Origin of the sequence: Pelagibius litoralis (assembly GCF_011683915.1) — a bacterium.
Classification (GTDB): Bacteria; Pseudomonadota; Alphaproteobacteria; order Kiloniellales; family Kiloniellaceae; genus Pelagibius; species Pelagibius litoralis.
Genome location: NZ_JAAQPH010000012.1, coordinates 56277 through 72420 on the forward strand (window position 1 = coordinate 56277; position 16144 = coordinate 72420).

General features: G+C 61.2%; 16 protein-coding genes. 9 read left to right on the forward strand and 7 right to left on the reverse strand.

Annotated features, from left to right (window positions below; genetic code table 11):
• Position 1 precedes the first annotated feature (1 nt).
• Both HBA54_RS15945 and HBA54_RS15950 read right to left on the reverse strand, forming a co-directional pair.
• On the reverse strand, positions 2-757 hold the full coding sequence (locus HBA54_RS15945; RefSeq protein ID WP_167226372.1) for an anti-sigma factor: 756 nt from the start codon (positions 755-757) through the stop codon (positions 2-4).
• Complete coding sequence (locus tag HBA54_RS15950; RefSeq protein ID WP_205944701.1) at positions 754-1320, reverse strand: sigma-70 family RNA polymerase sigma factor; 567 nt, start codon at positions 1318-1320, stop codon at positions 754-756. Before HBA54_RS15950 ends, HBA54_RS15945 begins: the two co-directional genes overlap by 4 nt.
• A gap of 693 nt (positions 1321-2013) precedes the next feature.
• Between HBA54_RS15950 and HBA54_RS15955 the strand changes: the two genes are divergently transcribed.
• From HBA54_RS15955 to HBA54_RS15995, 9 genes are all read left to right on the forward strand, one after another.
• The gene (locus tag HBA54_RS15955; RefSeq protein ID WP_167226374.1) at positions 2014-3588 is read left to right on the forward strand and encodes a sensor histidine kinase; all 1575 of its coding nucleotides are present in this window, start codon (positions 2014-2016) and stop codon (positions 3586-3588) included.
• 606 nt (positions 3589-4194) lie between these two features.
• Positions 4195-4644 (forward strand): helix-turn-helix domain-containing protein, encoded by a 450-nt coding sequence (locus HBA54_RS15960; RefSeq protein ID WP_167226376.1) that lies wholly within the window; start codon positions 4195-4197, stop codon positions 4642-4644.
• A gap of 206 nt (positions 4645-4850) precedes the next feature.
• Positions 4851-5624 carry a helix-turn-helix transcriptional regulator gene (locus tag HBA54_RS15965; RefSeq protein WP_167226378.1) on the forward strand — a complete coding sequence of 258 codons (774 nt, stop codon included), beginning with the start codon at positions 4851-4853 and terminating at the stop codon, positions 5622-5624.
• Positions 5625-5778: 154 nt separating this feature from the next.
• Positions 5779-6399 carry an acyl-homoserine-lactone synthase gene (locus tag HBA54_RS15970; RefSeq protein WP_167226380.1) on the forward strand — a complete coding sequence of 207 codons (621 nt, stop codon included), beginning with the start codon at positions 5779-5781 and terminating at the stop codon, positions 6397-6399.
• 41 nt (positions 6400-6440) lie between these two features.
• Entirely contained in the window at positions 6441-6701 is a 261-nt protein-coding gene (locus HBA54_RS15975; protein ID WP_167226382.1) for a hypothetical protein, read from the forward strand.
• A gap of 86 nt (positions 6702-6787) precedes the next feature.
• Positions 6788-8194, forward strand: coding sequence for a cytochrome P450 (locus HBA54_RS15980; protein WP_167226384.1), 1407 nt, complete (start codon positions 6788-6790; stop codon positions 8192-8194).
• Between the two features lie 4 nt (positions 8195-8198).
• The gene (locus HBA54_RS15985; protein ID WP_167226386.1) at positions 8199-9359 is read left to right on the forward strand and encodes an MFS transporter; all 1161 of its coding nucleotides are present in this window, start codon (positions 8199-8201) and stop codon (positions 9357-9359) included.
• 25 nt (positions 9360-9384) lie between these two features.
• Positions 9385-10923, forward strand: coding sequence for a class I adenylate-forming enzyme family protein (locus HBA54_RS15990; protein ID WP_167226388.1), 1539 nt, complete (start codon positions 9385-9387; stop codon positions 10921-10923).
• 87 nt (positions 10924-11010) lie between these two features.
• A complete protein-coding gene (locus tag HBA54_RS15995) occupies positions 11011-11358 on the forward strand; it encodes a hypothetical protein (RefSeq protein WP_167226390.1) in 348 nt (115 codons plus the stop codon).
• A 68-nt stretch (positions 11359-11426) separates the two neighbouring features.
• Here the strand turns inward: HBA54_RS15995 and HBA54_RS16000 are convergent, their stop codons facing one another.
• The 5 genes from HBA54_RS16000 to HBA54_RS16020 form a co-directional block, all read right to left on the reverse strand.
• Positions 11427-12224, reverse strand: a complete 798-nt coding sequence (locus tag HBA54_RS16000) for a cell wall hydrolase (RefSeq protein ID WP_167226392.1) — start codon at positions 12222-12224, stop codon at positions 11427-11429.
• 587 nt (positions 12225-12811) lie between these two features.
• On the reverse strand, positions 12812-13591 hold the full coding sequence (locus tag HBA54_RS16005) for a phosphoadenylyl-sulfate reductase (RefSeq protein ID WP_240932716.1): 780 nt from the start codon (positions 13589-13591) through the stop codon (positions 12812-12814).
• Between the two features lie 27 nt (positions 13592-13618).
• The gene (locus HBA54_RS16010) at positions 13619-14161 is read right to left on the reverse strand and encodes a DUF934 domain-containing protein (protein ID WP_167226394.1); all 543 of its coding nucleotides are present in this window, start codon (positions 14159-14161) and stop codon (positions 13619-13621) included.
• Complete coding sequence (locus tag HBA54_RS16015; RefSeq protein WP_167226396.1) at positions 14148-15803, reverse strand: nitrite/sulfite reductase; 1656 nt, start codon at positions 15801-15803, stop codon at positions 14148-14150. Before HBA54_RS16015 ends, HBA54_RS16010 begins: the two co-directional genes overlap by 14 nt.
• Before the next feature lie 28 nt (positions 15804-15831).
• Entirely contained in the window at positions 15832-16131 is a 300-nt protein-coding gene (locus HBA54_RS16020) for a DUF2849 domain-containing protein (protein WP_167226398.1), read from the reverse strand.
• Between the last annotated feature and the right edge of the window lie 13 nt (positions 16132-16144).

Consider the following 16144-nt stretch of genomic DNA (forward strand, 5'->3'; position numbering starts at 1 on the left):
CTCAGGTGTCGTTGGCTTCCCAGAGATTGATGCAGAGACCGGAGAAGAGCACGGGGCTGCTGGGCGCGGCGGCAGCAGAGCCGATTGCTTCCAAAGTAACGATCAGGGATTCCGATGACTTCACGGCATCCCAGCCGCCCTTGTCGAGCGGCTGTCCGGTTTGCTCGTCGCCGGCCAGTTGCAGCAGGGGCCGGATCGTGCCGTTGCCGCGTTCGACCGTCCAGACCTGGAAGACCTTGGCCTCTTCGCCGTCCAGGGGCCGCAACGGCTTCACCGCAAGTCGCCAGGGGCCCGTGTAGGCCGTGACCACCAGGGCCGGCTGCTCTGATCCGTCTTCCAGCACCGCCACGTAGCTGGGCAGGACTTGTTGGGGTGCTGTCTCGGCGATCTGGACGGGCTGCTGGCCGGACTGATAACCGATGAAGCCGGCGTAGCCACCCAGCAACACCACCAGAACGGCGGCGACGGCGCCGAAGGGACGCCAGAAAGCAAGGTTTTCCCAAAAACTTGATTGCCCGGTTTCGCTTAGTGGATTGATGCGCTTTTCAAGTGCACGAAAGACGCGGGCCCGCGGCGTCCTGGCCGGCGTCTGCTCGGCCAGCGGCGTTAGTCTGTCTTCCCAGGCCTCGACCCGCCGGCGCAGATCCGGCCGGGTCCGCATCAGGGCTTCAAGCCGCCGTCTTGCCGGGCCCTGCAAGGCGCCGACCGCATAGTCGCCGGCCAGCGCTTCCTGGACCTGGGGGTCGTCGTACCTCATTGGTCCAAACACTCCCTGACTTTGATCAGGCCCCTGCGGATCCAGGTCTTGACGGTTCCCACCGGGCGATCGATCCGTGCTGCCACCTCGCTCGGGGTATAGCCCTGGTGATAGGACAGCAGGATGCAATCACGCTGCTCATCTGTCAGGCCGGAAAGGCAGCGCATCACGCGTTGCATCTCCTGACTTGTTTCGGCCTGTGCCGCTGGGTTGTCGCCACTCATTCGCCCATCCTTATCAGGATTCCATTCCTCTTCGGCGGCGCGATAGTCAGCCTTTCTCAGCAGATCCAGCGATTGGTTGCGGACAACGTTGATCATCCAGGTCATTGGCCGCCCCCGGCCCGGATTGTAGCTGTCGGCATAGCGCCAGATCTTCACGTAGGCTTCCTGTAGGGCCTCCTCCGCCCAGGCCTCACGTTTTAATATACGAAAGGCAATGCCAAAGAGTTTCGCAGAAGTGGCGTCGTAGAGCTCCGTAAAGGCAGATTGATCCCCCAAGCTGCAGCGCGACAGCAGGAGACCGAGCCGTTCGGAAGAATCGTGGGTCGCCATGGGCTTCATGAATCCACCTTAAAAACCGGTTCAATCTGGCTCATGGCTGTGCCGTGGGCATCCAGTTCAGCAACGGTCTGGCCGATAGTCCGACCTGATCGACAAATAGCGCCCAAAGATGCAGGACTCCCGCATCCCTGGCAATTCGCTATGCCGGGTCTGGATGCACAGAATTTTAGAGCTGGCAGAGTGAACCTGTGACGCGGCGACGTCATTGCGGAACCATACTCACCACAACCGTGCTGATTCAATGTCAATCCTGCAAAGCTGTGTTGCGGCGCACAAGACCCTGTGAGTTGCGGTCTGGTTGATGATGATGGTCTGGTCGACGATGGCGATCTGTGAGGCGGCGCTGCAGCAGCCTTCGCAGTCGCCCTAAATAGCCGGTCCAAACATGAAGAGTTGATAGCTCGTAGAACGAATAAACGATTTTTGATGTCGTCCTCTGATGGAGGCTCTTCAAGGTCTGGGAGGCAATCTTTTTTGTCGCGGGCCCAAAAGGGGCACTTTTTGTGCAGACTGCTGTCAACTATGCTGTTCCGCTTAGTCATTTGGGACTATAGTTTCTTGCCGTGACCATGATGGTTCCACTGGATCGGGAAAAACAGGCAGTCAGATCTTCTTTTCGGGGAGGGTCGTTCAGCCGATCATAAAATGCCGGGGATGTCCTCACCTACCGAACGGGATCAACCGCCTTCACGGTTGAGCAAAACGCGTCGCCTTGCTGCTGACCGTCGCCGCGACCTTTTATTCCCGGTGCTCATGCTGGTGATCCTGACGTTGGTCGCTGTTGGCATTCTGCTGTATTGGAGCGCCGATGCGCTGAACCGTCGTCAGGCAGTGGCACAGGAATCCCTTGTCTCCTCAACGCTTGAGACCAACCTGGACGCTTTGCGCTCCCTGGTGATCGATTATGCCTGGTGGGACGAAGCCGTCACGACCTTCGACGTGGGGCTGGACGAACGCTGGGCCAAGGAGGAATTGGGCGACTACCTGCTGGAGGCTTTCGGCGTCAATTGTATCTGGGTGCTTGGTCCCGGCAACGAAACCAAGATAGCCTTTATCAACGGAAAGCCCTCGACCATCGGGCTCTTTGAGCGGATGCCGCCGAGTGTTTCGCTTCTGCTGGATGCGGCGCGTCAGGGAAGAAGCATCGATCAGGTTCCCGCTGCCGGCTTTGTCGCTATCGATGGACAACTGGAGATCGTTGCCGCCAGCATCGTATCGCCGTTTGAGACGATTGCGGGCCCACCGGACCCGGATTCTGCCTCGGTGATCGTTTTCGGTCGGCCGCTCGGCGAGGCATTCTTTGCGGCGCAAAGCCTGAACAGCTTTCTGGGAACGCCGGAGTTTTCGACGGCGGCTCCGCCGGATGGTTTCCTGGGACATGTTATCGCCGGATTTGACGGCGTTGCGCTGGGCAACATTGTGTGGCGCGACCTGCGTTCCGGCGATGATGTGATCTGGCGCGCGGCACCGCTTCTGCTTGCTGCCCTGTTGATCCTTTGTCTGTTGTTGGTTCTGACGGTCCGCCGGGTCGAGGCGGTCGTGTTGCGCGAGGGACGGCTGACGGTATCCCTCGATCACGAGCGGCAACGACGCCAGGACAAGTCCCGTTTCGTATCGATGGTATCTCATGAACTGCGAACGCCGCTGCAGGCTATCGGATCGGCCGCCGACATGTTGGACCGCTACGGCGATCAAATGAGCCTGGCGGAGCGCCAGGAAGAGACCCAGACCATTCGTCGCGGGGTCGCGGCCCTGGCGAGACTGGTCGATGACGTCCTCCTGGTCGGTCGTGTCGATGCGCCAAGGCCGGCCGGCGATGGGGAGGTTGTTGACCTGGCGGAGCTTTGTTCGGCGGTATGGCGCGAGGTGTCTCTGGCCTTGAAGGCCACACAGACCCTGCGTCTGAACGATCGTATCGGCCACCCGGTGGTGGGCGCTTCCCAAGTGATGCTCAATGCGGTTCTTTCCAATCTGCTCCAGAACGCCGCCAAATATGCCGCGGAGGCTTCGGAGATCGAGGTTGAGTTGGCGGAAGAACCGGATTGCTACAGGCTTGCGGTCCGCGACTTCGGCCCGGGAATTCCGGCCGACTTGCACGAAGCGGTTTTTGAGCCCTATTGGCGGGCGGAATCGACGGCGGCACTGGAAGGGGCGGGGCTGGGGCTTCCGGTTGCCCGTGCCGCTGCCCGCTCCCTGGGCGGAAACATCACTATCGAATCCGATGATCTCGACCGGGGCACCCGCTTCGTGTTGCGTTGGCCCCGGTGATGGCTGCCTATCGCCGTCACCTGACAGGGTGATTGCCGACCGGGCTCACTTTAGGGCAGCAAAGGAATCAATGCTTGGGGAGGGTGGCTTGCTGAGCCCGTTCTTTTCAGGTCGTCGGCCCACGCCGGCTCCGATCGGCCGGCTCGCTGCAAAGTTGAGGCTGGCAGATGCTCCGCCCAGACCAATGCCTGCCAGATTATCCACAGCCTTGAGGCGCCGGCCGATTGCGGAGGCGCAGGCGGCGCATAGTCAAGGTGGCATATACTCGGAGTTTGGCTCACCGAAAGCCGGATGTCGGGGTGGTCTCGTCATCGGGGAAAATACATAAAAATCAGATAGATAAAATGCGTCTGCCGAATTGCATGGGCATATACAACCGACGCTCTCCTTAAGGTTGTTATAGTGAATCATTTTGACGTAGAAGTATAAATCAGACTCGTTACTTAATAGAATCAGATGGATGGCCAATTGTTGACGTTTGTTAATATATCCATATGGCTAGAGATAAATTTTTACCATTTTTGCGAGAGATTTTCCTTTGTCCTTTCCCTGTAGTATCGAATATAATCACTACGGGGTCATGGAATCATTGCATAGTAAGGTGAAATGATGCTTGCTCATCAGACCGTGGGGAAGGCTAGACAGGCGCATCCCGTCGACGTACATGTCGGCGGGCGCGTTAGACTTCGTCGGGTTTTCCTGGGTTACTCTCAGGAAAAGCTGGCGAATGCGCTGGGGCTGACCTTTCAACAAATCCAAAAATACGAACGCGGCGCCAACCGCATCTCAGCGAGTAAGCTTTATGAGCTGTCGCGCATCCTGAGCGTTCCTGTGACGTATTTCTTCGAAGGAGTGGAATCAGAAGGTGAAGCCGCTACCGGCGGTGCAGAGGCTGGCGCTGCCGGCGGAAGTCATATTCATTCTTCAGACCCCGACTTCACCAACCAGCGTGAAACGCTGCAACTGATCAGTTCCTACTACCGGATTCCTGATTCCAAAGTGCGTGCCGAAGTTCTGTCTTTGCTGAAGACATTGGGCCGTACCGCGGACAGCTGATCGAATACGACGGATTTCAGGGAGGGCATGGAAAATCTGCTAGAGGTGGCAAGATCTATCTCTTTGCGTTCGCGGGACGCTGTGTTTCGCGGAGCCGTTTTCCATGCCCTGCTTGAGTCTTTTCCAACCGAAGTGCCACCGGCCATCGGCGAACGCTGTGGCGGTCCGATCTGCGGGTCGGCAGCGGTCAACGGGCGTGGCCGGCAATGAGCTCGGCGATCATGGCGCACCTGGACGCCCTCGAACGGGCGGAGAGCATCGCGGAGATCGGTGCCAGCCTGCAGGCAACGCTTGGTTCCCTTGGCTTTGACACATACTCCTATGTTCACGTGCGCCCACCGCTGGGTAAGCGCATCCGCTCTTTCGTGCCGCCGTCGTCGCAGGATGGCCGGGTGGTGCACGAGTTTCTGGCGACTTTTCCCGATGCCTGGGTCGAGCACTATATCTTGCAGGGCTATGGCGATGTTGACCCGACGTTCCAGGCCGCCATGGGAACCATCCTGCCGTTTAGTTGGCGCGATCTCGGCGGCCGCAACGACCTGAGCAGCGGCCAGCGCAGGGTGTTTGACGAGGCCAGGGATTTCGGGCTCTCGATGGGCGCCACGATCCCGATCCATGGCCCGGAGAGCGGCCTTTCGACCCTGAACGTTTCCGCGAGCGGCGGGCACGAAAAGGAGTTCGAAGAGAACTACCAGGCCGGCCGCCAGGACCTGCTTTGGGTTGCGGTGCAAACCCATGAGGCTTTCCTGCGCCTCTCTGAGGACGCCCCCGAACAGGGGAGAGTCCGGCTGACAGACCGCGAACGGGACTGCCTGTTGTGGACCGCACGTGGCAAAACCGCCTGGGAAGTCGGTCAGATTCTTGCCATCTCCGAGGAGACGGTCCTGTTTCATCTCAAGAATGGAACGCGCAAGCTTGGTGTCTTTTCCAAGCACCATGCCGTCGTCAAGGCGGTCATGCAGGGTCACATAATCCCCTAATAGTCTGAATTTAAACGATTTTTATGCCATCGCCGATTTAGGCGCCGTCTAACCGCGGCCAATTCCCGACGGCATCCCCCCATTTCTGGGGGGATGTTACGGGCCCCCAATTGCGGTCCTATTTGTCCCGGATCGAATTATGGGGGCCGGGACCATGATTGATGTTGTAACGCCTGATCTTTATTCAGCCTACGCGGGCGAACTGAGGCAAATGTTTCAGCAACGCTTCCGCGTTTTCAAGCAAAGGCTCGGGTGGAGCGTTGGTGCCGAAAACGGCGAGGAACGTGACAGCTTCGACGACCTCTATCCGATCTACCTGCTGGCAATGGATCCGGACAACAAGCTCGTCGGCAGCTGGCGATTCCTGCCGACGACCGGCCCCTACATGTTGCGCGATGTCTTTCCGCAGATCCTGCAGGGCGAGAAGATGCCTTACCACCCGCTGGTCTGGGAGGGCAGCCGTTTTGCCGTTGAGGGACGCGGCCTGCGGGCGCGGATCAGCAGCGAACTGCTTTGTGCCGTCACCGAAACCTGCCTGGCCATGGGCATCCGCGAGTTGATCACCGTCTATGACGCCCGCATGGAGCGCTTGCTGCCCCGTCTGGGCTGCCCGCCCAAACAGCAGACGCGCGCCACCATGGTTGGCCAGGATGTCGCCTATGCCGGCCGCTTCGATATGAGCCACGCCACCCTGGCCAGCCTGCGTGCGGTCGCCGGCATACAGGGGCCGATTGTCCGCAACGACTTCTTTCTGGATCAGCCGGCTGTTGCCTAGATCCTTACTCAAATGATCCCCCGAAAACTGAGGAGCACAACATGACCAAAGAAAACCAGCCCATCGAACTGAAGCTCTGCGATCCGCTGAAGGATGCCGAAGCGATTAAGCGCTGCCTGGAGTATCTGCGGATCGAAGCAAAGCGAACCGGCCTTTCCTTTGCGTCCCACCTGATCGGCGTTGCCGCCGAAGCGGTTTCGGACTCGATTGCCCTGACCGAGAAATCGGTTGCCCAGGTCGAACGCAACGATGCGGCGCGCTTGTCCCCGGTATCGGATGCCGGCATGTCCCGGCGGCACTAGATCCGGGGCTTCTTGAGACAGCAGGCATCTAACGGATCACGGCGGTAAAGGACTGACTGCCGCGGCCGCCGAAGCGGAGCAAGAACATGACCCTTGTAGTCGATCAGGTATCGGTTGCCGCCGGCCATCGGAGCAACCACCGGCCGCCGCAACTTAAGGGGCTGCCCGTCGTCGGGTTACTTCCTGAACTTCGTCGCGATCCTTTGCGTTTCTTTACCCGCGTCGCCCGCGATCACGGCGGTGCGGTCGAACTGCATTTCGGGCTCGACCGGGTGACGATGCTGAACGACCCGGTGATGATCCGTCATGTCTTGCAGGACAACCGCCTGAACTACGAGAAGAGCAAGTTCTACGATATGATGCGCTCGGTTCTCGGCGAGGGCATTTTCCTGGCCGAGGGTGAAGACTGGCTGGGCCAGCGCAAGACCGCGTCGCGTAGCTTCCAGGGATGCCAGCTGCGGCGCATGACCGACGCCATGCAGGATGCCGTCGACGACATGCTGCAACGCTGGCAGGCGCCCGCCGCACAGCAAGGCACGCTCGACATGGTGCCGGAGATGATGCGGGTAACCCTGGACATCCTCATGCGCACGCTTTTCAGCGTGCGCCTGGAGGGTGAACACGAGGCGGTCTTCCCCGCGATGACACGGGTTCTGCGCGACGCCGAGCGGCGTATCTGGTCACCCTTCGCCACGCCGCGCTGGCTCCCGACGGCGAACAATCGCGGTGTGAAGGAGGCGCTGGCCACGCTCGACAGCTTTGTCTACGGGCTCATTGACCAACGGCGGGCGGAAGGAAGCCGCCACAGCGGCGAGGCCGGCGAGGGAGCCGGGGGCGACCTGCTCGATTTGCTGATGGCCAATCAGGATGGGCGTTCGGACAAGCGGCTGCGCGATCAGATTCTTTCAATGATCCTGGCCGGGCACGAGACGACGGCAAACGCCTTGGCCTGGTGCTGGTACATGCTGTCGCTGCATCCGGAATCCCTGCGCCGCGTCAGGACGGAGTGCCGGAGCGTATTGGGCGGCCGCCGTCCCGATTTCGCCGATCTCGCCAAGCTGACTTATACCCGTAGCGTCTTTGACGAGGTTCTGCGCCTCTACCCGCCGCTCTGGACGTTCTCGCGCACCGCCGTCGCCAAGGACCGCATCGGGGACCTGGAGATTGCCGCGGGAACCAACGTGATGCTGAACATGTTCGCCGTCCATCGCCGGCCTGAGCTGTGGGACAATCCGGAAGGGTTTGATCCGGGCCGCTTTGATCCCGAGACCGGCGATCCGCGCCGGCGCTTTGCCTACTTCCCGTTCAGTGACGGCCCGCGGACCTGCCTTGGGGAACGCTTTGCCGTTCTCGAATCGCTGATCGCCATAAGCGCAGTCGTCCAGCGTTTCGACCTGCAGCTTGTGCCCGGGCAGGAAGTGAAGCCCGAGCCGATGATCACCCTGCGACCCAGCGGCCTGTTGATGCGCCCGGTGCCTGTTACAGAGGGTTGAGATTATGCCGGCGCCGATCGTGGTCACCCTGGTCTATCTCATCGGCCTGGGAATCGTGTATCCGGCTCTGCCTTTCCAGGCCCTTGATCTGGGCGCCAGTCCGGTTCAGGTATCGCTGATCCTGGTGACCGATACCTTGGCCGTGCTGTTGCTTTCGCCTTTGTTCGGACGTCTCAGCGACAAGGTCGGCCGGCGCAGCGTCGTCTGCCTTGCCTTGGCGACGGCGCCTTTTGCCTATCTCCTGATGGCCTATGCGGATTCGCTGCTCTGGTTGTTTGCGGCGCGCGCCCTGGCCGGCGTCAGCAACGCCGCGATCCCGGTGATCCAGGCGGTGATGGCGGACTGCACCTGCCACAAGCGGCGTGTCTGGGGGATGGCCAATGTGAACTCCGCCTTTGCCATCGCCTTTATCGTTGGTCCGCTGTTGGGACGGGAATGGTTGCTGGGACCAGGTGGCGACGACTATCAGGCGGGTGCCCTGGGGGGCGCAGCCTTTGCCGCCCTCGCGACGGTTCTGGCGATTATGTTGATCCGCGAAACCAGAGGGGCACCGGTCGTTGCGAAAAGCAGCGTACCTGTGCCGGCCAGTCTGTTCATGGCGCCGCTCTGTCTTGGCCCCATCGTCATCATGGCGGTTCTGGCATTTGCCTATGCCTCGATGGAGACCACTCTGGGTCTCTGGTCGGCCCGCGAGCTTTCCTGGGGGGCCGCGGATGTCTCGCTCGGCTTCATGTGCGCCGGCATTGCGGCCCTCTTCAGCCTTTGGGTGCTCATACCGCTCCTGTGCAAGCGTTTGGGTGAAGAGGCCGTGGCTGCAGGGGCGGCTTTGTCGATGGGGCTGGGCATGTCGCTCTTCGTGCTCTGGCCGAGCGATCTTGCCATCGCGGCCGCCTTGATGCTGCTGGGCGGCGGCATTGCCACGAGTCTTTCCTGTCTCCAGGCTTTGCTGTCCAAGGCCGCTCCGGCCTCGGTACAAGGCACCGCAATGGGCGTGAACCACGCGATCCTGAGCATCGCGCGCATCCTGGGGCCGGTCTGGGGGGGCTTTGCGCTGGGCAGTCTGGGCAGCGGCTGGCCCTACCTTTCAGGTGCGGCCCTGGCGTTGATCGCGCTGCTGCTGGTGATCTGGGTGTACCGGCCGCGGCAGGTGGCCACTGAGGGTTGACGGTCTTAACGAGGGAGGCTTGGCGATGTTGAACGTTGCTTTCTATCTGGATGCCACCGCGGTTCGTGCACCGCAATCAACAGCGCTGGTTTTTGAAGGACGGCGGTTCAACTACGCCCAGATTCTCCATCAGGCCAACCAGGTTGCCAACGGTCTGCTGGCCGAAGGCTTTGGCCCCGGCAGTCGCATCGCCCTGGCCTGCAGCAATCGGACGGGTTTCCTGGCCGCTTACTATGGCATCCTGAAGATCGGCGCTGTGGCCGTCGCGTTGAGCACGACACTGCGCGAACGCGATATCCTTTTCCAACTGAATGATTCCCGGGCCGAAGCGCTTCTTACTTTCGATGGCCGTGGCGATTGTGCCTATGCCGATCAGTCCCTGGCCGCCGCGGCAGCGGCGCCGCTCTGCAAGAAGGTCTGGATCATTCCCGCCGACATCGCAGCTGCCTCGACGGTTGCCGGGTATCCGGCCCTTTCGGATCTGATGTCCGGCCAGTCGGGTTCATTCCGGACTTTCGGCTACGGTGCCGATGAAACGTCGGTGCTGCTCTACACCTCGGGCTCAACCGGGCGGCCGAAGGGCGTCGAACTGACGCAGGGCAACCTGACCTCCATGGTCATGATCAACCAGCCTCTGGCGGCGCGCGAGGCGACCGCGGTGCGGTTGGTTTCGACACCGCTCTTTCACATCATGGGCCAGGTCTGCGGTTTGAACCTTGCGGTCTTGAACGGTGAAATCATGGTTCTGGTCGACGGCTTCGATCCGTCAATGATCTGGCGTCTGATCGTTGAGGAGTCGGTGACCTACTTCGTTCACATGCCGATCTACTATCAGTACATGATGGAGCGTGCCGACGGCGTCGACACACAGGCCGTGCGGCGCAGTCTTCGGCTTTGCGCTACCGGTGGTGCGCCGCTCCAGGCGGGCCTGTCCGATGCATTCAAAGACCGTTTCGGACTGGACATCATACCCGGCTATGGCCTGACCGAGGCGGCGTCGATCGTTGCCTGGGGCGGTGCGGGCGGTTTCCCCCGGGCGACGACGGTCGGCCGGGTGGTGCCCGGCGTCGAGGTGATGCTGATGGGGGAGCACGGTCTGTCGTCCGATTGCGGCGTCCAGGGCGAAATCCTGGTGCGCAGCCCCGGGGTGATGAAGCGCTACCTGAACATGCCGGGGGAAACACGCAGCCGCCTGCAGGATGGCTGGCTGCGCAGCGGCGATGTCGGACGTTTCGACGAGATGGGACGTCTCGACGTGCTGGGCCGCGTGGATGACAAGATTCTGCGGGGCGAGGAGCACATCTACCCCGCTGAGGTAGAGGCTGTTCTGAAGGGGCATCCGGCGATCAGCGAGGCCGCGGTGGTCGGCATTCCCGACGACTATCTGGGCCAGGAGGCGAAGACCTTCGTGGTGCTCAAAGAAGGCCACTCTCTGGCGCAGGAAGAGCTGCTTGGCTGGCTTCTGCACGCACTGCCTGACGGCAAGTGCCCGGGCATGGTACAGTTCCAGCATGCCCTGCCACGGACCGGGACCGGCAAGGTTGCCCGTCACCTGTTGGGGTGACGCCGTCTCAAATCAACTTCAGGTAACTTTTTCTACACAAAGCAAAAGTAGTTTTGTGCCGTATCAGAACCATCTCCGAGGCAAAACGTGAGCCGTAACATCACAGTGAAAGGCAAGAATCGCCGCCGGGACCGCCGCCACGCCTTGGATCTCCCAGCCGAGTTCGATGGGCAGAGCGTGTCGCTGGTCGACTTGTCGATTGCCGGCTTTGGCGCAGCCGTCGATGCGACAAGCGTCGAGCCGACCGACTTTGCCATCGGCAAGGTCGCCGTTCTGGCGATCACCCTGAAGGACGGGCGCCGGATGCGGCTGGATGTGATTATCGAAAGGGGTGTCGCGCCGGACGGAACCTTCGGCGGACGTTTTGTCAGTCTCTCGGACGAGAACTATCGCCTGATCGAAGCGCTGCTCATGGGGCGTGAGCACCGCGTCTGACGTTTCTCATTTCAGATTGAATGAACCCACACGACCCTTAGGCCTGATCGCTCCGCGCGACCGCTTACTTAGTTGCCCTGCGCAACCTGGGTCGGCGTTGCCTGCGGTTTGCGGGAATAGAAGATATGACGGCCGATCTTGGGGCCCCGCGCGAAGGCCTTGCGCCAGGACGGTTTCACGTAATCGGCGTGATACCAAAGCGCCCCGCCGGAGTTGTCGTTGGCACGGCCCCAGTAGACCTGGCTTGCCAGATGCATGCTCTCGGCCCAGGCATCCTTGTCGGTGACGACGTCGTCCTTACCGTCGCAGTACCATGAGAACTGGCACTTATGGAGGGTCTCGGCAGTGCCGTCACGGACCACACCGCAGACCGTTTCGGGGAAGTAACGCGATGCCATGCGGTTCATGACCACATGGGCGACGGCCAACTTGCCCTCGACCGGCTCGCTGCGTGCCTCGAAATAGATGTTCTGGGCAAGGCAGGTCAGGTCTTCGCGCAGTTGCCCCGGATTGGGCGTGAAGGCGCTGGCAATCTGCTCCTCCAGGTCAATCTGGCTGATGCCGACCTGACGGATATAGAAGTGATCGGGGTCGATGTCCTTGACGTCGACAGGAATGAAGCTCTGCGCCGTAACGCGGGTCCAGGCGCTATCGACCCGGTCGCTGGTCGCGACATGAGCCAGAGCGGCGCCGGCGATCAGGCAGGCCAAGGGCGCGCAAACGGCAGAGCTGAGCGCGGCAGCCGGCACCTTCCGGGCATCGAACCCCAGCTTCGCACTGGCAGTCACCAAGCCGCGGCGCGCACGGGCGAGCCAGCGTTTCTGGTGGGGCCGCCAGGGGGCCAGTTTGTTCGCAATTCGCTGCATCGGTCGTCCTGTACCCTGTGAACTCTTCGCGGCCTGCGCCTTTATCGGGATTGTCCTGGTTACTGAGGTGGCGGGCTCCGCAGAGCCGTCAATCTCTGTTAACAATCCAGCCGACGTTCTAGCCGCAGGTAAAGGTTTACACAATCTTAATAGCGCATATCAAGAACTTTCGTTCAAAATTTTAGATAAATTCGCACTAATTTTAAGGTAAATTAACTATTAATGCTGTATATATTCAGAAAGAACTTAGTATTTTTGGGAAATAAAATTGCCCTGTTCGATTTTTTACTTAGTATTTTTGATTGTATGAATTGTTTTATTTAATCATGGAAGTCGATCTTTCTGGAGATCGTAAGAATATGCCCGGCGATTACCTACTCTTTCGCCATTGCAAAAAAGGACTCAGAGGGCCGTCTATTGGCCTTGCAGGCATCGGATCTTTCTGCTGGGGACTGTGCCGGTGATTCAATACTGGCCGGTTCAATGCCACCGGTCGGGATCATCGCCGGCGGTCAGGCGCGAAGCGGCTGTGTCATCGCAGAGACAGCCTGCTGCGGACCTCAGTATGGTTAATTGATGTGATTAATTTAGGGGGCCCGGGACCGCTGCGCCCGCGGACCCTGGTGAATGCCGCACTCGGTCTTTTCACGCCCCTGCCAGCGCCCGCTGCGGGACCCGGCCTGGCCGTTCCCCTTGAAGGTGCAGGGCGCGCAGCCGATGGACAGATAGCCTTCCGCCGCCAGGGGATGGGCAGGAAGGCCGCGTTGCCTGAAAACCTGCTGGATTCGCTGTGGATCCCAGGCGGCGAGGGGATTCACCTTGATGCGCCCCTGCGAGGCCTCGAAAACCGGGATGGAGCCCCGCAGGCCGCCCTGGAACCGCTTGCGCCCGTTGATCCAGGCGCTGAAGCCGCTCAGTCCCCGCTCCAGCGGCAGGACCTTGCGCAGGCGGCAGCAGAGATCCGGATTGCGCCGCCACAGGGTGCCGTCTGCATCGGCCCAGGCGAGATCGTCGGCTGTGGGTGAGATCGAGCGCACGGCGCTCAGACCCAGGTGGGCAACCAGTTGGTCGCGGTAGGCAAGGGTCTCCGGGAAGTGCTTTCCGGTTTCCAGAAACACGACCGGGGTCGCCGGGTCGACCTGGGCCACCAGATCGAGCAGCACCGCCGACTCGGCGCCGAAGGATGAGACCACGGCGATGCGGCCGTCGAAGATTTCGTTGATTGCGGCGGAGAGGATGCCACGGCTGTCGCAGCCGCCGTAGCGCAGTTCCAGCAGCCGGGCCCGCTCGCGCAGCCTCAGGTCCAGATCCTGGTTCGCGGCCGGCCGGATCATCAAGTCCGATCTGCTCTTCTTTGATGCCAGCATGGACAGCGTCCCGATTCTTGAAGCCTGCTACTCGGCCGCGACCGCGCGCGAACGGCCGAAGGCCCCGCCCAGCACCCCGCTGGGCAAACGCCCGTCACCGGTCGGCTGATACCAGACGCCCATCTCGGCGATGGCTTCGCGCCAGGCGGTAGTTGCGTCCTGGCCGGCGATCTCGAAACTGTCGAAGCCGCAACGCAGCATGAAAAAAAGCTGGTCGCGCAGAATGTTGCCGACGGCGCGCAGTTCGCCTTTGAAGCCGTGGCGTTCACGCAGCAGACGGGCGTAGGAATAGGCCCGTCCGTCAGAGAATTTCGGGAACTCCAGGGCGATAAGGTCGAAGTGTTCCAGGTCGTCGACGATCTCCGCCGGCGGCTGATCGCTGCGCAGGCGCAGGCCGAGGCGGCCGTTGCGCTTCAGCAGCGCTTCACGTCCGTTGCGCCATTGTTCCAGGGTCACGATCAGATCGACGTCGATCGCTGTTTCTCCGGCGCTTTGGCCTTCCGCTTCCGACGGTTCGGGCAAATTTGCCCAGGGGTCGTCGACCACCTGGCCGTCTTTAAGCAGCGGCATAAAGCTTCTCCTTGAATGGCGTGATGCCGACGCGGGCATAGGTATCGTTGAATTTTTCGTTGTCCTGACGCAGGCCGAGATAGGTGTCGACGATGCTGTCGATCGCGTCGACCACCGCGTCGTAGGAAAACGCCGGGCCGACGATCTTGCCGATTGCTGCGTTCTCATCAGCGCTGCCGCCCAGGGTGATCTGGTAAAACTCTTCACCCTTCTTATCGACGCCCAGGATGCCGATGTGGCCGACGTGATGATGGCCGCAGGCATTGATGCAGCCGGAGATCTTGATCTTCAGATCGCCGATCTCGTGCTGGCGGTTGAGGTCGCTGAAGCGCTGCGAGATGCGCTGGGCGACGGGGATCGAACGGGCATTGGCCAGATTGCAGTAATCCAGGCCGGGGCAGGCGATCATGTCGGAAACCAGACCGATGTTCGGCGTGGCCAGTTCGTGCTGGACCAGCTTGTCCCAGACGGCGGGCAGGTCGCTCAGCTTCACATGGGGCAGCACCAGGTTCTGCTCATGGCTGATGAGGATCTCATCGAAGCTGTAGGCCTCCGCCAGGTCTGCGACGACCTCCATCTGCTCGGCGGTCGCATCGCCGGGCGCGCCGCCTTCGGGCTTCAAAGAAATGCTGACGATGGCATAGCCGTCCGCCTTGTGGGCCGAGACGTTGCTGCGCACCCAGCGGGCGAAGTCGCGGTCCTCGAAGCGGCGGGCCTCGAAAGCCGGGCTGTTGGCCGGCAGGGTCTCAAAGGCCGGTGGGGCGAAGTAGGTTTCGATGCGCTCGATCTCTTCGGCCGGCAGGGTGAGGGCGCCGTCCTTCAGCTCGGCCCATTCTTCATCGACCAGCCGGGTGAAGACCTCCGCGCCGGTCTGTTGGACCAGGATCTTGATGCGCGCCTTATAGAGATTGTCGCGCCGACCGAGCTGGTTGTAGACCCGCAGGATGGCCTCCAGATAGCTCAGCAGGTGGGCCTTGGGCAGGAACTTGCGGATGGTCACGCCGATCACCGGCGTGCGGCCCTGTCCGCCGCCGACGATTACCTCAAAGCCGACGTCGCCGGCTTCGTTGCGGCGGATCTGCAGACCGATGTCGTGAAAGCGCACCGCAGCGCGGTCGTTGGGCGCACCGGTCACCGCGATCTTGAACTTGCGCGGCAGGAAGGAGAATTCCGGATGCAGGCTGGACCACTGGCGGATGATCTCGGCATAGATGCGCGGATCCTCGATCTCGTCGGCGCTGGCGCCGGCAAAGTGGTCGGCGGTCACGTTGCGGATGCAATTGCCGCTGGTCTGGATGGCATGCATCTCGACCTCGGCCAGCTCCGCCAGAAGGTCCGGAACCTCTGCCAGCTTCGGCCAGTTGTACTGGATGTTCTGGCGCGTGGTGAAATGCCCGTAGCCGTGGTCATAGTCCCGCGCGATGCGGGCCAGCCTGCGCATCTGCTTGGATGACAGCGTGCCATAGGGAACCGCGACCCGCAGCATGTAGGCATGGAGCTGCAGGTAGAGCCCGTTCATCAGGCGCAGCGGCTTGAACTCATCCTCGCTCAGTTCGCCGGCAAGGCGGCGTTCCACCTGGCCGCGGAACTGGGCGACGCGCTGCTGGACAAAAGCCAGATCGAATTCATCGTAACGATACATTGTCTCTTCCTCTACGCAGCCGCTGGACTCAGGCGACCAGGGGGGCGGTGCGATAATCGGCGCGTACCGTGGGGCCGGCGGCGCGGATGTTCTCCCGGGTGGAGGTCGGCTGCAGGATGCCGTCCACCTCGATCAGGTCGATCAGGTAGGGGGCGACGATCTTGCGGGCGGCGACATCGGCTTCGGCGCGCTGCAGCAGGCCCTCTTGGGCCGCCGCATCGTTACTGACCGTTGCCTGGTTCAACCAGTTCGACCAGAGACCGCTTTCGGTCAGATAGACCACATCGCCTTCGCGCAGCCGATTGGCGGTAACCGCTTTGAGGGGCATCTTCGTTACCTCC

What these genes read in the sequence shown, in the direction of transcription:
- HBA54_RS15945 (WP_167226372.1), bottom strand. Translation starts at nt 757, where the DNA reads ATGAGGTACGACGACCCCCAGGTCCAGGAAGCGCTGGCCGGCGACTAT.
- HBA54_RS15950 (WP_205944701.1), bottom strand. Translation starts at nt 1,320, where the DNA reads ATGAAGCCCATGGCGACCCACGATTCTTCCGAACGGCTCGGTCTCCTG.
- HBA54_RS15960 (WP_167226376.1), top strand. Translation starts at nt 4,195, where the DNA reads ATGATGCTTGCTCATCAGACCGTGGGGAAGGCTAGACAGGCGCATCCC.
- HBA54_RS15965 (WP_167226378.1), top strand. Translation starts at nt 4,851, where the DNA reads ATGAGCTCGGCGATCATGGCGCACCTGGACGCCCTCGAACGGGCGGAG.
- HBA54_RS15970 (WP_167226380.1), top strand. Translation starts at nt 5,779, where the DNA reads ATGATTGATGTTGTAACGCCTGATCTTTATTCAGCCTACGCGGGCGAA.
- HBA54_RS15975 (WP_167226382.1), top strand. Translation starts at nt 6,441, where the DNA reads ATGACCAAAGAAAACCAGCCCATCGAACTGAAGCTCTGCGATCCGCTG.
- HBA54_RS15980 (WP_167226384.1), top strand. Translation starts at nt 6,788, where the DNA reads ATGACCCTTGTAGTCGATCAGGTATCGGTTGCCGCCGGCCATCGGAGC.
- HBA54_RS15985 (WP_167226386.1), top strand. Translation starts at nt 8,199, where the DNA reads ATGCCGGCGCCGATCGTGGTCACCCTGGTCTATCTCATCGGCCTGGGA.
- HBA54_RS15990 (WP_167226388.1), top strand. Translation starts at nt 9,385, where the DNA reads ATGTTGAACGTTGCTTTCTATCTGGATGCCACCGCGGTTCGTGCACCG.
- HBA54_RS16000 (WP_167226392.1), bottom strand. Translation starts at nt 12,224, where the DNA reads ATGCAGCGAATTGCGAACAAACTGGCCCCCTGGCGGCCCCACCAGAAA.
- HBA54_RS16005 (WP_240932716.1), bottom strand. Translation starts at nt 13,591, where the DNA reads ATGCTGGCATCAAAGAAGAGCAGATCGGACTTGATGATCCGGCCGGCC.
- HBA54_RS16010 (WP_167226394.1), bottom strand. Translation starts at nt 14,161, where the DNA reads ATGCCGCTGCTTAAAGACGGCCAGGTGGTCGACGACCCCTGGGCAAAT.
- HBA54_RS16015 (WP_167226396.1), bottom strand. Translation starts at nt 15,803, where the DNA reads ATGTATCGTTACGATGAATTCGATCTGGCTTTTGTCCAGCAGCGCGTC.
- HBA54_RS16020 (WP_167226398.1), bottom strand. Translation starts at nt 16,131, where the DNA reads ATGCCCCTCAAAGCGGTTACCGCCAATCGGCTGCGCGAAGGCGATGTG.